The sequence below is a fragment of the Tildeniella sp. genome, assembly GCF_059505325.1.
Map to the genome: position 1 here is coordinate 144,513 of NZ_JCACKI010000076.1, position 16,834 is coordinate 161,346.

11 protein-coding genes are annotated in these 16,834 nt (G+C 52.5%); 7 read left to right on the top strand and 4 right to left on the bottom strand.

From position 1 onward, the window contains the following. Window positions 1-119: 119 nt before the first annotated feature. A complete protein-coding gene (locus AC5JO6_RS28725) occupies window positions 120-1,637 on the bottom strand; it encodes a DEAD/DEAH box helicase (protein WP_496084471.1) in 1,518 nt (505 codons plus the stop codon). Between the two features lie 11 nt (window positions 1,638-1,648). Then, a complete protein-coding gene (locus AC5JO6_RS28730) occupies window positions 1,649-2,443 on the bottom strand; it encodes a Uma2 family endonuclease (protein ID WP_496084472.1) in 795 nt (264 codons plus the stop codon). 255 nt (window positions 2,444-2,698) lie between these two features. Here AC5JO6_RS28730 and AC5JO6_RS28735 point away from each other — a divergent pair, with 255 nt between their 5' ends. The 3 genes from AC5JO6_RS28735 to AC5JO6_RS28745 all read left to right on the top strand — a co-directional run bounded on the left by AC5JO6_RS28735 (window position 2,699) and on the right by AC5JO6_RS28745 (window position 8,060). Then, window positions 2,699-3,793 (top strand): Gfo/Idh/MocA family protein, encoded by a 1,095-nt coding sequence (locus AC5JO6_RS28735; protein ID WP_496084473.1) that lies wholly within the window; start codon window positions 2,699-2,701, stop codon window positions 3,791-3,793. Window positions 3,794-3,918: 125 nt separating this feature from the next. Beyond that, window positions 3,919-4,920, top strand: coding sequence for a UDP-glucose 4-epimerase GalE (galE, locus tag AC5JO6_RS28740; protein ID WP_496084474.1), 1,002 nt, complete (start codon window positions 3,919-3,921; stop codon window positions 4,918-4,920). A 350-nt stretch (window positions 4,921-5,270) separates the two neighbouring features. Beyond that, window positions 5,271-8,060, top strand: a complete 2,790-nt coding sequence (locus AC5JO6_RS28745; protein ID WP_496084475.1) for a toll/interleukin-1 receptor domain-containing protein — start codon at window positions 5,271-5,273, stop codon at window positions 8,058-8,060. A gap of 17 nt (window positions 8,061-8,077) precedes the next feature. Here AC5JO6_RS28745 and AC5JO6_RS28750 read toward each other — a convergent pair whose 3' ends face one another. Beyond that, a complete protein-coding gene (locus AC5JO6_RS28750) occupies window positions 8,078-8,209 on the bottom strand; it encodes a hypothetical protein (protein ID WP_496084476.1) in 132 nt (43 codons plus the stop codon). A gap of 227 nt (window positions 8,210-8,436) precedes the next feature. Here AC5JO6_RS28750 and AC5JO6_RS28755 point away from each other — a divergent pair, with 227 nt between their 5' ends. The 4 genes from AC5JO6_RS28755 to AC5JO6_RS28770 all read left to right on the top strand — a co-directional run bounded on the left by AC5JO6_RS28755 (window position 8,437) and on the right by AC5JO6_RS28770 (window position 12,603). Further along, on the top strand, window positions 8,437-8,898 hold the full coding sequence (locus AC5JO6_RS28755) for a hypothetical protein (protein ID WP_496084477.1): 462 nt from the start codon (window positions 8,437-8,439) through the stop codon (window positions 8,896-8,898). Between the two features lie 65 nt (window positions 8,899-8,963). Next, window positions 8,964-11,843 carry a tetratricopeptide repeat protein gene (locus tag AC5JO6_RS28760; protein WP_496084478.1) on the top strand — a complete coding sequence of 960 codons (2,880 nt, stop codon included), beginning with the start codon at window positions 8,964-8,966 and terminating at the stop codon, window positions 11,841-11,843. A 23-nt stretch (window positions 11,844-11,866) separates the two neighbouring features. Continuing rightward, a complete protein-coding gene (locus AC5JO6_RS28765) occupies window positions 11,867-12,283 on the top strand; it encodes a XisH family protein (protein WP_496084479.1) in 417 nt (138 codons plus the stop codon). After that, entirely contained in the window at window positions 12,271-12,603 is a 333-nt protein-coding gene (locus AC5JO6_RS28770; RefSeq protein WP_496084480.1) for a XisI protein, read from the top strand. The genes AC5JO6_RS28765 and AC5JO6_RS28770 overlap by 13 nt, the downstream gene beginning before the upstream one ends. 209 nt (window positions 12,604-12,812) lie before the next feature. On the opposite strand, the gene AC5JO6_RS28775 is transcribed toward AC5JO6_RS28770, so the two are convergent. Further along, on the bottom strand, window positions 12,813-16,337 hold the full coding sequence (locus AC5JO6_RS28775) for a sll1366 family intein-prone helicase (protein ID WP_496084481.1): 3,525 nt from the start codon (window positions 16,335-16,337) through the stop codon (window positions 12,813-12,815). Between the last annotated feature and the right edge of the window lie 497 nt (window positions 16,338-16,834).

Sequence of the window (16,834 nt, forward strand, 5' to 3'; positions counted from 1 at the left end):
ACTATGCCTAGCCAAGAAGAACTGCAACAGAACCAATCTGAAGCCGTTACATTAAGCATGGTATGAAAAGCAAACTAGTGGAATCTCACGATGCCTGACTGCGATCGCAGCGAGTTTGCCTACTCGTCATCGAATGGCGTTGCAGGCGTTTCAACAGGTTCTGGGTTCCACTCTAATGACGGCTCGGCAGCACGGGGTACTTTTATAGAGCTTGCGGTATAGAGCGGTTGAAACGGCACCAGTTCTAGCTGCTGAGTCTGTGATCGAGGTGGTTCTCCTCGACGGCGACGAGAAACGTTTTCTTCGTTTGTGTCTTCAGCAACCACTTCATAGAGTAAAGCAAGCTTGTCAGAGGTTTTGCCTTTGCGTAGCACTCGCCCTAACCGCTGAATATGTTCGCGGGTAGAACCTGTGCCTGAGAGGACGATCGCCACACTCGCTTCGGGTACGTCCACACCTTCGTTCAGCACCCGTGAAGCAACCAGGGTGCGATAGTCACCTGCTTTAAAGCTTGTCAGAATGTCGTGCCGTTCCTTCACGCCTGTTTGGTGGGTAATGGCAGGAACTAAAAACTCCTGAGAAATGCGATAGACCGTCGCATTATCGTCTGTAAAGATGAGCGTGCGATCGGGATAGTGCGTGGCTAGCAAATCGGCGAGGACGCGTAGTTTGCCTTCAGTACCAAAAGCGATCGCTCGTGCTTCTCGATGTGCCAGCATTGCCCGTCGTCCCGCTTTGGAACCAGCACTTGCTTGCACAAACCGCTGCCAGCCCTGGACGGAACCGAGAAAGATTTTGGCATCTTGCAAAAACTGGTTCCGTAGCTGGATCAGCTCATCGTAGCGATCGCGCTCTTTTTGCGACAGCCGTACCTTAATTTGTACCGCTTTGTGCCTCGCAAGCGCTGTGCCCGACAGTTCCTCAGCGCTTCTGCGGTAGACCTCTGCTCCAATCAGGGTGTTCAGGTCTTCGTGTCTGCCGTCCGTGCGATCGGGCGTTGCAGTTAATCCCAAACGATAGGGCGCGATCGCATATTCGGCAATGACCCGATTAAAGTCACTGGGCAAATGGTGACACTCATCAAAAATCAGCAGCGCATATTGATTGCCCAAGGTTTCCGCATTAATCGCCGCACTATCGTAGGTGGAGACGAGAATAGGCGTTCGATCTCTAGAACCGCCTCCCAATAAGCCAATCTCAACATCGGGAAACGCCGCAACAAGGTGGGCGTACCACTGATGCATCAGGTCTAGCGTTGGCACCATGATCAGCGTGCTACGTTTAGTTGCCTGCATCGCCATTTGCGCCAGATAGGTTTTGCCAGCGGCAGTGGGCAATACGACTAACCCCATTCGACCAGCAGCTACCCACGCCGCTAGAGCTTCTTGCTGGTGTGGGTAGGGTTCCATTTCCAGCTTCGGGATGAGTTCCGCATCGTGAAAGGCTTTGGCGCGATCGTCCAACTCCGTTCCTGCTGCTCGCAATGCCGTGACGAGGTTGCGATACTGCATCGCCGGGATGCGAAAGCGCTCAACGCGATCGTCCCAGGTAGCGAAGTCTAGCCACTCTTTGCCGCGCGGTGGTGGGTGAAGGATGAGAGTGCCGCGATCGTACGACAGTGTAGGAGTTCGAGCCATAAAATCTCTACCTAAGCATCGGGATCGATCCCCATTGCCCTCAGTTGCTCTGCTAATTGTGCGGCTTTTGCCTCGGCACGTTCTGCCCGTTGCCGTTCTTGCTCTGCCCGTTGCCGTTCTTGCTCTGCATTTTCGGCTCCAGTGGGAATGACCACGCCCTCAGCATTACACCAGCGCAGCCAGCGATCGGCTTTACCTTCAAACGTGCCGTCCCACAGCGTTAGACCAACGCCGATCGCCTCTAACCAGGACGTAGACATTGCTTCATAGCGACCTGCCCGTAGTTCAAACGATCGCAGCAGCATATCGCCTAACCGCTGAAGTGGGTCAAACACAAGGTAATACGCCACGCCCATCCGCGCATAGTTGTTGAGCTTACTACCCAACTCGTTACCTTCTTTGTTAGAAACAATTTCGATGACCACATCGGGTGGTTTGCCAAACTCCCAAACAAAGTAGGTGCGATTTTTCTTCTCACGCCAATCTTGTGGCACTTCCACATCCAGACTCAGAAAAACGTCTGGCACTAGCGGAGGCTGGCGAACCGCGTAAAATACGCCTACGTTAGCCGCTAGTAAAAACGATCGCTCAGGCAATACGGACGGATTACTGTACAGCGGTTCGGTCAGTAAGCGTTGCTGCTTTTCGGAGATGAGATTATCCACAGGTACATCGTCTTCGATCGCCAACTCGCTAATATCTGGCAACAGGTCAGCGTCGATCACCCCTTCCAGGTCATCGTCTTCGATCGCCAACTCGCTAATATCTGGCGACACGTCAGCCTCAATTACCACTTCTGGAGACATGGGCATATCCTCTCGTGCTACCTGCAATAGTAGCGGTTTCGGTAGAGAATTGGATGAGGGACGGTAAAAGGAAGAAGGTAAAAGGAAGAAGGCTAAAGGAAGAAGGCTAAAAATTTAACCAGTGAGCAGTGATCAGTGAAAGAAAATTGAGGATTGGAGACTGATTCCTACAACCGCTTCCCCCGCCGCCGCCGCTCCCCTTGCCTCCCCTGCTCCCTCCGCTCCAGCCCTCTAACAACTAACAACTCCTCCCACATGACTTCTTCCCCTCAGCCCACTCTTGGTATTGCGATCGTCGGTACGGGGTTTGGGCAAAAAGTCCACATTCCGGGCTTTCAAGCACATCCTCGGACGCAGACTGTAGCGGTCTACCATCGCGATCGCGCCAAAGCAGAGTCGATCGCGCAGCAATACGAGATTCCTCACGCGTGTACCACGATCGAAGCCATTGTTGCCCTGCCTGACGTTCAGGGTGTAAGTATCTCTACGCCACCATTTCTGCATTACGAACAGGCAAAAATAGTGTTGAATGCCGGGAAACATTTACTGCTCGAAAAACCAACGACGCTTTCAGCCAGAGAAGCGCTAGAGTTGCAGCAATTAGCGATCGCCAAGGGGGTCGTTGCCAACCTCAACTTCGAGTTTCGCTGCATTCCAGCCTGGTTGCGGTTGGCAGAGCTACTGGCAGAAGGCTACGTTGGTAAGCCGCGCTTGATTAAAGTGGACTGGCTCGTATCCAGTCGTGCCGATGCGTCTCGTCCGTGGAACTGGTATGCACAGAAAGCGCTGGGTGGTGGTGCGCTGGGTGCGATCGGCTCCCATACCTTTGACTATATCGCCTGGTTGTTTGGTGATATCAAACAGCTTTGCGCCCGTCTAAGTGTCTCTGTACCAGTACGTCTCGATCCCGCCAGTGGACAACTCAAACCTGTCGATGCCGATGATGTTTGCACGATTCTATTGGAGTTAGCCGATGGTACGCCCTGCCAAATGTGCTTGAGTGCGGCGACGTATCAAGGGCGAGGACACTGGCTAGAAGTGTATGGCGATCGCGGCACGCTCGTCCTCGGCAGCGGGAATCAAAAAGATTATGTCCACGGCTTCAAACTCTGGGGCAGCCATCAGGGCGAGACACTGCAAGAATTAGAAATTCCTAAGCGGCTAGAATTTCCTGAAACGTTTCAGGATGGGCGGATTGCGCCATTTGTACGCATTATCGATCGCTGGGTAGAAGGGATTGATGCAGGAGGGGCGATCGCACCTTCCTTAGAGGACGGTTATAAAGCACAGCGGTTGATGGATCGGGCACATGAGTCGCATCAAAGTGGACGATGGGTCGCTGTGGCGTGACGCGAAAACTAAATCACTACCTCACGTTTATGCTGCCAACTGCTCATGTAATTTACCGGGTCTTCACAAAACTTGGATTAGACTGAGTCCAGAAATTAACAACATTAAGCAGCAGGCTATTCAGCATGTCACAGAGTCAAGCAACCATTCTTGTCACTGGTGGTGCAGGCTACATCGGCTCTCATGCCGTCCTGGCACTTCAGCAGGCAGGTTATCGCGTCATTGTGCTAGATAATCTGGTATACGGGCATCGAGACATCGCCGAAGCGGTACTAAAGGTTGAATTGGTGGAAGGGGATACGAACGATCGCGCCCTTCTAGACAAGCTCTTTGCCACCCACAACATCAGCGCTGTCATGCATTTTGCCGCGTATGCTTACGTAGGTGAATCAGTGACTGATCCTGCAAAGTACTACCAAAATAATTTTGTGGGCACCTTGACGCTATTAGAAGCAATGCTCGCAGCCAAGGTGAAGCACTTCGTCTTCTCGTCTACCTGTGCTACGTATGGTGTGCCCACGATCATTCCGATTCCTGAAGATCATCCCCAGAACCCGATCAATCCTTACGGCGCAACGAAGTTGATGGTGGAGCGCGTACTAACCGATTTTGACAAAGCCTACGACTTTAAATCGGTCTGCTTTCGCTACTTTAATGCAGCGGGTGCCGATCCTGAAGGTCGTTTAGGAGAAGATCACAACCCCGAAACCCACCTAATTCCGCTGGTCTTGCAGACGGCACTAGGGTTGCGTGACTCGATCGCCATTTTTGGCACCGACTACCCTACGCCCGATGGCACTTGCATTCGCGACTATATCCATGTCACTGATTTGGCACAGGCTCACGTGTTGGGACTGTCCTATCTACTCAACGGTGGCAACACGACCACCTTTAACCTAGGCAACGGCAATGGCTTTTCGGTGCGCGAGGTGATTGATACGGCGCGTCAGGTGACAGGACACGAAATCACCGCGATCGAGCACGATCGTCGCCCTGGTGATCCACCTGCGCTGGTTGGCAGCGGCGATCGTGCCCGTAGTATCCTGGGCTGGAATCCTCAATATGCCGATCTACAGACCATTCTTACTCACGCCTGGAAGTGGCATCAAACGCGCCATGCGTCCTAGCAATCACAGTTTTATGCCTGACTCCAACCGCTTGCTAAGAGCTTGCTAAAAAATAACTGCACACTTTTGGATCAGCGAAAAGCTGATAGCTTTTCGCTGACGGCTGACGGCTGACGGCTGACGGCTACAGACCATGCTGTTATTTCTGTACAATTCCTGAGTGCATGGCAATGACGAGCAAACCTTAATCCCACTAATTCAATCACCGCATTCGTCTCTTGCCATCACGTGCAACTGGCGATCGAATCACGACGCATGAATTCTTTTGTCACATTTAAGTTGCGTAAACTCTCATATTGTGAATGAAGAACATAAGAGCTGTGATGTAGATTGCCACTGGAGAAGACGGCATGGCTATTGTGGATGTTGAGATGGTTCAAAGCGGCGCGATCGAGCGGCAAAATAACGAGATTTTTATCTCTTACTCCCGTAAAGATAAAGACTTTGTGCAAACTTTAGACGCATCGCTGCGGCAGCTTGGCTACAATCCCTGGGTTGACTGGGAGGACATCCAGCCAACAGAAGACTGGTGGGTAGCGATCCAGGCAGGGATTGAAGCAGCAAATAATTTTATCTTTGTGCTTAGCCCAGACTCAATCGCGTCCAAAGTCTGCGGGCAGGAACTGGAGCACGCGATCGCCAACCAGAAACGACTGGTGCCGATTATGCGGTGCGAAGGGTTCGATGTGGCAACCATTCATCCGATGCTGGCGACCCACAACTGGCTATTCTTTCGAGAGAGTGATCACTACGATCGCGCCCTTCAAGTTTTGGTAACGGCGCTAAACACTGATTTGGCACACGTTCGCGCTCACACGCGCTTACAAACACGGGCGATCGAATGGGAGCGAAAAAGCCATAACGATAGCTTTCTCTTGCGCGGCACCGATCTGGAAGATGCAGAGCTGTGGCTGGCGCAGACAGCGGGCAAGAAGCCTGAGCCAACGGAGCTGCAAGGGGCATTTATCAACATCAGCCGCAAAGCCGAGACAAGCCGACAAAAGGCTGAAGTGCTTCGTCAGCGGTTTTTAACGGGCGTTGTCAGTGCCTTCTCTGTAGCGGCTTTGGGCATGACAGGCTTTGCCTTCAAGCAAAAAATTAAAGCTGAAATCGTCTCTCAAACGTGGGCTGCCAAAAATTTTCTCACGTCGGGGCTGGAGCTAGAAGCGCTGAGCAAAGGGTTGCAAACAGGACGGCAGCTTCAGCAAATGAGCTGGTTTCTAGAACCAAGCACCCAGCTACGCGCCATCACAGCGTTACGACAGGTTCTGTATAGCGTTACGGCACAGAACACGCTCCAGGGGCATCGAGGGTATGTGATGAGCGCCAGTTTTAGCCCCGGTGGAACGGTAAGCGGAGCCATGCCTGGAGAACTGATCGCCTCCGCCAGCGCTGACCAAACCATCAAGCTCTGGAACCGGGAGGGACGACAGCTAAAAACGTTGACTGGGCATAGCGATCGCGTCAACAGCGTCAGCTTTAGCCCCGATGGCAAAACGATCGCCTCTGCCAGCACCGATCGTACCGTCAGAGTATGGAGCCGTGAAGGGCAGCTCTTACGCACCCTCAAAGGGCACAGAACAAACGTCATGAGTGTGAGCTTCAGCCCCAATGGCAATTTGCTTGCCTCTTCCGACGAAGATGGTTCTGTCAAGCTATGGGACAGCAACGGGAAAGCGGTAAGAACATTCAAAGCACACGCTTTTGCGGTTTCTAGCGTTCAGTTCAGCCCCGATGGGCAAACGATCGCCACGGCTGATGGCGATTTCACCGTACGGCTCTGGACGCTTGACGGACAGATCCTCAAAACGCTCTCAGGACACACTGAGCCAGTCATTAGCGTACGTTTCAGCCCCGATGGTAAGCGACTTGCCTCTGCTAGTGAAGACCAAACCATCAAACTATGGTCAATCGATCGGGCAAGACCCCAACAGTTTGGACGAGAGCTACAGACGTTGACTGGACATAGCGACGCAGTCAAAAGCGTGAGCTTTAGCCCGAACGGTCAACTCCTGGCTTCTGCGAGCACAGACAGCACCATCAAACTCTGGAATCTAAAGGGTGAAGTGATCAAAACCTTTCAGGGACATAGCAACTGGGTCAACAGCGTTAATTTTAGCCCCGATGGTCAAACGCTGATCTCTGCCAGCGGCGATCGCACCATCAAGCTCTGGGCGATCGAGCCACAGCCCCTCGTCAGGCTCAACGGTCACAGCGACATGGTGAACAGCGTTCGCTTTAGCCCCGATGGTCAAACCCTTGTCACAGGCAGCAGCGACAACACCATCAAGCTCTGGCACCGTCATGGTAAAGAGCGCCTGACGCTAACTGGGCATCAAAAGCGGATTCTCAGCATTGCCGTTAGCCCCGATAGTCAAACCATTGCTTCTGGCAGCGAAGACGGCACCGCTAGACTCTGGAGTATCACTGGACAACCCCTCAAAACTCTGCAAGGACATCAAGGTACCGTTTGGAGTGTCGCGTTTAGCCCCGATGGTCAGACCGTTGCCTCTGCCAGTCAGGATGGCACCATCAAACTCTGGCACCGTGACGGGCAATTACTCAAGACCCTACAAGGGCAAAGCGGAGCCGTCCTTAGCATTGCCTTCAGCCCCGATGGTCGCTTCTTGCTCTCTGGCAATAGTGACTCCACTACTATACTTTGGAGCAGCAACGGCGATGAAATCAGGACGCTTGCAGGGCACAGTGGACCCATCGGTGCAGTGACCTTTAGCCCCGATAGTCAGATCCTGGCGACGGGCAGCGATGACGGCACTGTTAAGCTCTGGAACCGGGGCGGTGATCAACTCTTTACGCTGCGAGGACACGGTGGTTTCATTATGGGCGTAGCGTTTAGCCCCGATGGTGCGGCGATCGCCACCGCCAGCACGGACAAAACCGTTCGCCTGTGGAGCATCGACGGGCAGCAGTTAGAATCCTTCGACGAGCACGAAAATTGGGTCAGAAGCGTCAGTTTTAGCCCCGATGGTAAAACCCTTGCCTCTGCCAGAAAGGACGGCACCGTGGTCTTGTGGAACCTGAACCTTGATGACATGCTAACGCGTGGCTGTACCTGGATACGCCCTTACCTCACAACTAATCCAAACGTCACCGAACCTGAACGTGCCCTCTGTCCTTAAGCTATAGCCACGATCGCTCATGTCTTGGTCGCACCGTGAGCGACTATTTCTAGCAGCGATCGTGTTCCGATTTGCAGCGATCGCGCCCTGACTGCCAGCACTGTCGCTCGATGGTGCAAGTCCGATCGGTGGACAGCAGCTTTTCTCATCTCAAACAGGAACAATCGCACTCCAAACAGCAATACTCTAAGAAAAACTTAGACCATTGCCACTCAAAACGAGAATCTCCTTATCTCAACCGCGATCGTTCTCGCTTTGAACCGGAACGTTCTCACTTCAAACAGGAACGTTCTCACTTCAAATCGGAACGTTCTTACTTCAAACCGGAACGTTCTTACTTCAAATCGGAACGTTCTCACTTCAAATCGGAACGATCGTGTTTCAAGTAGGAACGATTCCGCTGGAGTGCTGCGCGAACGCATTTCAGATAGGAACGTGCTCACTTCAAACAGGAGCGATCGCGCTTGCAACAGCAATGATTCACTTCCAAACCGAAACGATGCGAGTCGAAATCGGAACAATCCAGAACGGTAGAACCCTCGCCGTTTATGCAATGCGAAGCGCTTTTGAAACTCCCCGCTTTAACACCTTCTGGAGGGGGCTTGGGGGACGCAGCCGTCCCTCAAATTCGGGGGTTTGGGGGGCAGCCCCCCAAGGATCGGATTCCCACAGAACTGGTACAAACCCAGCAGACTTCAAACCAGAACGGTTCCTTTCCTTTCCTTCGGAACGCTATGCGAACGGAACGCTACGCGAACGGAACGCTTCGCTTTTCTTGAATGCCGTAGGCTATACGCGCTACTACCCAGAATCTTCATCCTTTCTGGAGAAACTCTGACACTTTGCGGAGAAAGCTAGAATGCTGAGGTAGAAAAAATGCAGCGCTGTCTCCGAGTTGCCCCTATGGACGCTAAAGCGAAGACGGATTTTTTTGTCAGCTACAACCAAAACGATCGCGCCTTCGCCGAATGGATTGCCTGGATACTGGAAAGTGAGGGCTATACCACCATCATTCAGGCGTGGGATTTTGGCGCAGGGGGAAACTTTGTACTAGAGATGCAAACGGCAGCCGCCGAAGCAGAACGGACGATCGCCGTTTTATCGAACCATTCGTTGCGATCGGGGTTTGTGCAGGCAGAATGGGCAGCCGCCTTTGCAAAAGATGCCACGGGGAAGGCACGACGGCTTATCCCCATTCGGGTAGCAGACTGTACCCCCCAGGGACTGTGGGCGCAGATTTTGTATGTCGATCTGGTGGGCAAGCCGGAGGACATCGCCACAGAACTGGTGCGGCAAGAGGCAAAAAAAGCCGTCAAGAAAGAGCGCGGTAAGCCGACTCAGAAACCAATTTATCCAGACTCTACACCTCATACCAAACCGATCTATCCGCCGAGTATCCTACAGAACCTCCCCTACGGCAGCACGAACTTTGTCGGGCGAGAGACGGAACTCGCGCAGATTCATGAGCAGTTGCAGCGGGGTTCAACCGTTGCCATTTCGGCAATCTCCGGGATGGGCGGCATTGGCAAGACCGAACTCGCGTTGCAGTACGCCCGCCAACACTGCCGCGAGAGTGATTATCCTGGTGGACTCTGCTGGATACGGGCACGGGAAGACGTAGGCACGCAAATTATTAGCTTCGTGCGATCGTGCCTGGAATTAATTCCCCCAGACGACCTGGAATTAATCGAAAAAGTGCGGTGGTGCTGGAGACGGTGGCGCGAAGGAGCCGCATTACTTATTTTTGATGATGTGCAGGAGTACGACGATATTGCACCGTTTCTGCCACCGCAAGACTCGCGCTTTAAGGTATTGCTCACGACGCGATCGCACTTTGGTTCGCCCGTGCAGGATATACAACTGGAGGTGCTGTCGGAGGCAAAAGCGCTGGAATTGTTGAGAGCGATCGTCAGCCAGGGTAGAGACACCACAGATCCCCGACTTCTTCAAGAAGTCGGGGATCTAGAACGGCAGCTTTGTGAGTGGTTGGGCTATTTGCCGTTGGGAGTGGAGCTAGTGGGACGGTATTTAGCCCGCAAGCCCGATCTTTCCCTCGCCGTCTTGTGGCAACGGTTGCAAGACAAACGCCTGGACGCGATCGCCTTTAAGCAAGCCGAACCGGGTATGACCGCATCGTTGGGAGTAGCCGCTGCATTTGAGTTGAGCTGGCAGGCATTGGACGAGTCCGCGCAGCAAGTCGCCGCCGTGTTGAGCCTGTTTGCCCTGGTAGAAATCCCCTGGACGCTGGTAGAACAGTGTTTGCCAACCCTGGATGCGGAGGAGCTGGAGGAAATCCGCGATGAGCAGCTATTGGGCACCCATCTGCTGAAGCGCGTGGATCAGGGGATGTACCAACTGCATCAACTGCTGCGGGAATTTTTTGCGGCGAAGCGATCGCAACGAGCAGATGACTCGGCATTGCAGCAGAGGTTTTATGAGGGGGTGATTGCTGAGGCGGAAAGAGTTCAGGAGAAGCCGGAGCGATCGCTGACCAAGGAATCGACCATCATGATTTCCCATTTGCAAGCGGCGATGGAACGGTTAGCCAGACCAGAGCAAGCACTTGATTTAGCAACATGTCTACATTGGACAGCAAGCCTCTATCACGGTCAAGGGCGCTATGTAGAAGCAGAACCGCTCTATGTCCGATCGCTCTCGATTCGGGAACAACAGTTGGGCAACGATCATCTCGACGTGGCAACCAGCCTCAATGGTTTGGCAACACTTTACCAAGCTAAAGGACGCTATGCAGAAGCAGAGCCGCTGTTTGCGCGATCGCTCTTAATTCGACAACGGCAGTTGGGCGATGACCATCCCGATGTGGCAACGAGCCTGAATAATTTAGCTCACTTGTACTACTTCCAAGGACGGTATGGGGAAGCCGAACCGCTGTTTATGAGGTCGCTGGAAATTCAGCAACGGCAGTTGGGCGACGACCATCTTGACGTGGCACAGAACCTGAATGACTTGGCAGTCTTGTACAGTTCTCAAGGACGGTATGGAGAAGCGGAACCGCTGTTTATGAGATCGCTGGAAATTCAGCAACGGCAGTTGGGCGACAACCATCTCGATGTGGCACGGAACCTGAATGACTTAGCAATCTTGTACAATTCTCAAGGACGGTACGGGGAAGCGGAACCGCTATATGTACGATCGCTGGAAATTCAGCAATGGCAGTTGGGCGATGACCATCTCTATGTGACATCGAGCCTAAACAATTTGGCTTTCTTGTACTATTCTCAAGGACGGTATAGGGAAGCGGAACCGCTCTATCTGCGATCGCTCTCAATTCGACAATGTCAATTGGGCGATGACCATCCCGGTGTGGCAACGAGCTTGAACAATTTGGCAGCGCTCTACCGATTGCAAGAGCGTTACACGGAAGCAGAATCATTTTTCCTAAAAGCCATTTCCATAAGGCAGAAACAACTTCCTGCCGATCATCCTCATCTTGCAAGGTCTTTGCACAATCTGGCAGGAGTTTACGATCAGCAAAGACGCTATCGAGAGGCAGAACGCCTTTATCTGCAAGCACTCCCGATCTTTTTGACAAAACTGGAAGCCAATCATCCCTGGGTGCAGGAAGGCACACAAAACTTTCGCGCTCTCCTCCAAAAAGCCATTCAGGAGCAGCGATCGGATGAACTGTCGGATGATGTGATGACGCGGGGGGTGTTGAGGGTGTTAGAAGAGGGGTATGGGGTGTGGGGTGTGGGAGAGGGCGATCGTGTAGGAAGGGAGGGCGATCGCAATGACGCGATCGCACCATTTCAGCGAAAATAGCAATAGTTGCGATATGGCATCTCATGTCTGCTAAAGACATTACTCACGCTATTGTTAAATGCGCGCTCGAAAAAGACGGTTGGACAATCACCCATGATCCCTACTATCTCAAAGTGGGTGGCGTTGAAATGTACATCGATTTGGGAGCAGAACTGATGATCGCCGCAGAACGCGATGATCAAAAAATTGCGGTTGAAATCAAAAGTTTTCTCGGTGCATCTTCAATTTCAGAATTTCATACCGCACTGGGGCAATTTATCAACTATCAACTTGCCCTTGAAGAAAAAGAACCGACACGAACCTTGTATTTAGACGCTCCGCTCGCTATCTACAATGAATTTTTTACCCTACTTTTTATTCAAAAAGTCATACGAAGAATGCAACTCAAACTCCTCATTTATGATGAACAACAGGAGACGATTGACGCATGGATAAACTAACCGCCTATCGAGACATGATTCAAAACCTGCTTACTGAATACAGCGATCGTCGTTCCGATCAAGAGGTCGAATCCCAATGCATCTTCGATCTTCAGCGCGATCACTACCAAGTTGTCAATGTGGGTTGGTCTAATCATCACCGCACTTACGGCTGTGTGATCCATTTCGACATTAAAGACGGCAAAATCTGGTTGCAATACAATGGCACCGAGATCGATTTCGCTCAGGCACTCCTCGATCGCGGCGTTCCGAAGTCGGATATTGTGCTTGGTTTCCAGGCTCCCCATCGTAGACCGCTAACGGGTTATGCCGTGAGTTAGTTTCGCTGGATGCAAGAAAGAGCACAAAACGTTCGCACTCTCCTTCAAAAAGCCATGCAAACGCATCGCACAGATGACCTCATGACGCGATCGGTGTTGCAAGCACTGGAAGCAGCAGTGGATTGAGGCACGATCGCGTTGCGGCACAGAGTGTTCGGGAACTTGAGTGGCTTTAGGCGATCGTCGGTGCACCAGAGACAGGTTGAAGCTTATTCATCGCCAATGATGGCACTGCGATCGAGCAAGAGCAAATCTCGCAAACTATTGGTGTCCAACTCAGTGAGCCAGTTTTCGCCTGCACCGATGACGTTTTCTGCCAGTGCCTTTTTGCTTTCGATGAGTTCATGGACTTTCTCTTCCAATGTGCCGTTGCAGACGAATTTGTGTACTTGCACATTCTTGGTTTGCCCGATGCGAAAGACGCGATCGGTTGCCTGATTTTCCACTGCGGGATTCCACCAGCGATCGAAGTGGAAGACGTGATTGGCACGAGTCAGGTTTAAGCCTACACCACCTGCTTTCAGCGACAGAATAAAGATGCGAGGTCCTTGAGGATCATGCTGGAAGCGATCGACCATTTCCTCGCGCTGTTTCTTCGACGTGCTGCCGTAAAGGAACAACGTTTCTCGTCCCAACTGACGCTCCAGATGCGCTTTCAACAGCTTGCCCCATTCGGCAAACTGGGTAAAGATGAGCGCGCGATCGCCCTCTGCCACCACTTCTTCCAGCATTTCTTCAAGCCGCTGAAGCTTGCCAGAGCGGGTGAGAAAGGCTGAAGTATGAAGGCTAAAGGCTAAATCACCGTCACTGCTTTTATCCTTGATCCTTGAGCCTTTATCCTTTCCTTCCCTGCCTTCTTCCTTCAAAAAGAGGGCTGGATGGTTGCAGATTTGCTTCAACTTCACCAGCAGCGCGAGAATGATGCCTTTGCGCTGAATGCCTTCGGCGGCTTCGATCTCAGCTAAGGAGCGATCGACGGTGTGCTGGTAAAGGGATGCTTGTTCAGACGAGAGTCCGCAGAAAACCGTCATTTCTTGCTTATCAGGCAAATCTTGGATGATGTCGCGATCGGTCTTGAGGCGACGGAGCAAGAAGGGCTGGACGAGCGATCGAAGGGTTTGCAGAGAGGCGGTATCGCCATAGCGCTCGATCGGGGTAGCAAAGCGCCGCTGGAAGAAGTTTTTGGGTCCCAGATAGCCTGGATTCAGGAAGTCCAGAATTGACCATAGTTCAGACAAGCGATTTTCGACCGGGGTGCCCGTTAGCGCAATGCGAAACTGCGCGTCAAGCTCCCGGACTGCCTGTGATTGTTTGGCATCGGGGTTTTTGATGTTTTGCGCTTCATCCAGCACCACACCTTGCCACACGATCGTTTGCAGATCTTTGCTATCCCGCTGCACCAGCGCGTAGCTCGTAATAATGAGATCCTTACCCTGTGCTGCTTTGGCAAAGGCTTTCCCTTGCGGTCGCTTGTCGCCGTGATACAAGAAAGCGATCAACGTGGGAGCAAATTTTTTGACCTCACGCTCCCAGTTGCCGAGTACTGACGTTGGGCAAACCAGCAGTGTGGGATGCTCCAAGGTTTTCTGCTCTTTGAGGTGCAGCAGAAAGGCGAGGAGCTGAATGGTTTTGCCCAAGCCCATATCGTCCGCAAGGCAGGCACCCAAGCCCCATTGTTCCAGGAATGCCAGCCAGCCAACGCCTCGTGACTGGTAGGGACGCAGTGTGCCCCGAAAGTTTTTGGGTGTGGGTAATGCCTCAATCTGGCGATTGCCGCTGAGGGTGGTGATCAGTTCTTGCAACGGACCCGATGCCTCGAAGCTCACTACGGGTAGCTTTTCGATCGTCTGCGTATCCCCGGTACTAATCCGCAGCGCATCCTCCAGAGACAGGGCGGTCTGGTCTTTGCGGCTGGCGAAAAAGGTTTGGGCAGCGCGAATGTCTTGGGGACGGAGTTCGACCCATTCGCCGTTGATTTCAACCAGGGGCGCGTTGAGGGCAACCAGGCGATCGAATTCCGCTTTAGACAGGCTTTGCCCACCAATCGATAACTCCCACCGAAAGTTAAGCAGACTTTGCAAGCCCAGCCGTACCTGACCTTTGTTGAGCTTTGCCGACTGTGCCTGAATTTTTAGCCCCAAACGACTTGCCCAGCCGCCCTGATTTGCCAGACTCGGCGGCAGCACTACACCAAGCCCGCTATCCTGCAAGCGCCACGCCGTTGCTTTGATAAATTCGTATGCTTGCAGTGCCGTGAGCGCACAAAACTGGGGACGTGGTGCCTGCAAACTCGGTTCAATTGGCGCATAGAGGCGAGACGCAAGCCCCAAACCCATCAGCAGCGTTTCCTGCGGACGATCGATCGATCGACCCTGGTAATGCAATTGCTCCACCGGGTTGCCCCAAATCGTGGGTGCATTCACCAAAAACGTCTCATCATCCGCTGACTGTAAGAAGTATTCTAGTCTCCACTGATTCTGACCTGCTTGACTCTGACCTGATCGAGGCTGACCCACTTGAGGTGGATGCAAATACAGACAGGTGCGAAACAGATTTTGCTGTACGCCCTGAAGCTGCAAAGGTGCCGTCCAGTTTGCCAGCGCGGTCTCTAGAGCATCCAGCCCAGCCACATTCTCAGCAACAGGTACGATCGCCCCCTCTTGCCCTAATGCCTGTAGCCACGATCGCACCGCACCCGACATTGTTTTTTCTGCCGAAGCTGATAACGAGTGCTGCTGAGCCAAGAGCCTGATTTGAGCATCCAGAGTGCTGCTGAGAAAAGCTTGGAGGAGAGCCTGGGGCGGCGTAGGCAGTGGGAGAGCGAGAGAGCAGCTTTGCGTTTTGACTGCTTTTGCGTTATTTGCCTCCTCTCTGCGTCTCTGCGTCTCTGCGGTTGCCTGCCCGTTACCTTCGTCCTCCTGCTCATACAACCGACAGGCAACAGGCATTCGATCGACAAAATGCTTCCATCGCACCTGATCAACGGCACTATCCAACAGCGGTTGCCAACGCGCCCAGGCAGTTCGCTCTCCTCGCTCTAACCCTGGCAAAAACTTTGATCGCGCCAGCAAATCCAAACTCCAGCGAGCAGTATGAGACCAAAAGCGCAGATCACCACTGAGAAAGGAGTCATCCACATCAACGGTGCCTAACGGCAAGGAATTGAGAAAGGTAATGGCGGCGATCGGGTCAAGACAAAGCCCCTCGACGCGCCACGGATAAAGGAAGCGATCGCGATCGTCGACAGTGGCATTCTCCACCACGGCAGAATGCTGCGGGACGATCGCGCCCGTCGGCAGTTCCAGTTCATCCTCTGCCAGATAGGATGGCACTGCCAATACCTGCGTCTGCCATTGACCAGACATCGTGGTGGCAAGTGTCGCTACCGCTGCTTCTTGAGTGGAGCGCGATCGTCTTGCTTTAGAGGCAGTAGCAGTGGATCGATCAGCGATCGGTTGTAAAAACGATTCTGGAAGGTGAAGGTGATTGGTTTGCTGTCGCGATCGCAACAGCGCCTGCAACTCCGTGGGAGACATTGCAAAGGGGTGGGTTTGCAGAGTCATGTCTAGATGAGTCAACCCAGCAGCGTAGGGTATCTCAGGTGTGATTCTGCGCCAGACCTCGCCCCAAAGAAAGAGGTAGCCTTGAGCTGAGGCAGCGTGTTCACCAGAACCGTGCCTCGTTTCCGCCTCTGCCTGAGAGTAAATGAACCAGCTACCGTGTAAAATTGCCATGCGCGTTAGAGAAGTTCAGACTGCGCTGAAAGAAGTTGAGCGTTTGAAACGATGTTGTAAAAGCGCTGTGGTGATCAATAAAGACAATAAGCTCTCCAAGAAAGAAACTTATGCCGCGCGATTTTCAGATCATGCTTTACCTGCTTCAAGCTTGATTAACTCCATCTCATGCAATCAGTGTTGCTACTGCAACGGTGTCAATTGATGGCATTGAACAGTACATTCGCCGCTGTTAAAGCAATGTCCAGGACGTTTGCGAGAATCAACGTTGCAATCGTTTGCCGATGTGGAAGTCCAAAAAGCGAAAAGAGTCAGGTTTAAGGTGCCGCTATCACAGTTTTTAAAGACAGCAAACCGTCCAGCCGAAAGCCATTGTCACTGCAAAATTGATGTACACGACATCGTTCATGGTGTGCCTTTTTTCTACACATTTCCTTACAAAACTAATCAAGTGTAGACATTCATAGCGCTCAAAGCGAAATGATGGACAACCTCCT

Coding starts and splice junctions, on each gene's coding strand:
- AC5JO6_RS28725 (WP_496084471.1), bottom strand. CDS start 1,637: ATGGCTCGAACTCCTACACTGTCGTACGATCGCGGCACTCTCATCCTT.
- AC5JO6_RS28730 (WP_496084472.1), bottom strand. CDS start 2,443: ATGTCTCCAGAAGTGGTAATTGAGGCTGACGTGTCGCCAGATATTAGC.
- AC5JO6_RS28735 (WP_496084473.1), top strand. CDS start 2,699: ATGACTTCTTCCCCTCAGCCCACTCTTGGTATTGCGATCGTCGGTACG.
- galE (WP_496084474.1), top strand. CDS start 3,919: ATGTCACAGAGTCAAGCAACCATTCTTGTCACTGGTGGTGCAGGCTAC.
- AC5JO6_RS28745 (WP_496084475.1), top strand. CDS start 5,271: ATGGCTATTGTGGATGTTGAGATGGTTCAAAGCGGCGCGATCGAGCGG.
- AC5JO6_RS28750 (WP_496084476.1), bottom strand. CDS start 8,209: ATGAGAAAAGCTGCTGTCCACCGATCGGACTTGCACCATCGAGCGACA.
- AC5JO6_RS28760 (WP_496084478.1), top strand. CDS start 8,964: ATGGACGCTAAAGCGAAGACGGATTTTTTTGTCAGCTACAACCAAAAC.
- AC5JO6_RS28765 (WP_496084479.1), top strand. CDS start 11,867: ATGTCTGCTAAAGACATTACTCACGCTATTGTTAAATGCGCGCTCGAA.
- AC5JO6_RS28770 (WP_496084480.1), top strand. CDS start 12,271: ATGGATAAACTAACCGCCTATCGAGACATGATTCAAAACCTGCTTACT.
- AC5JO6_RS28775 (WP_496084481.1), bottom strand. CDS start 16,337: ATGGCAATTTTACACGGTAGCTGGTTCATTTACTCTCAGGCAGAGGCG.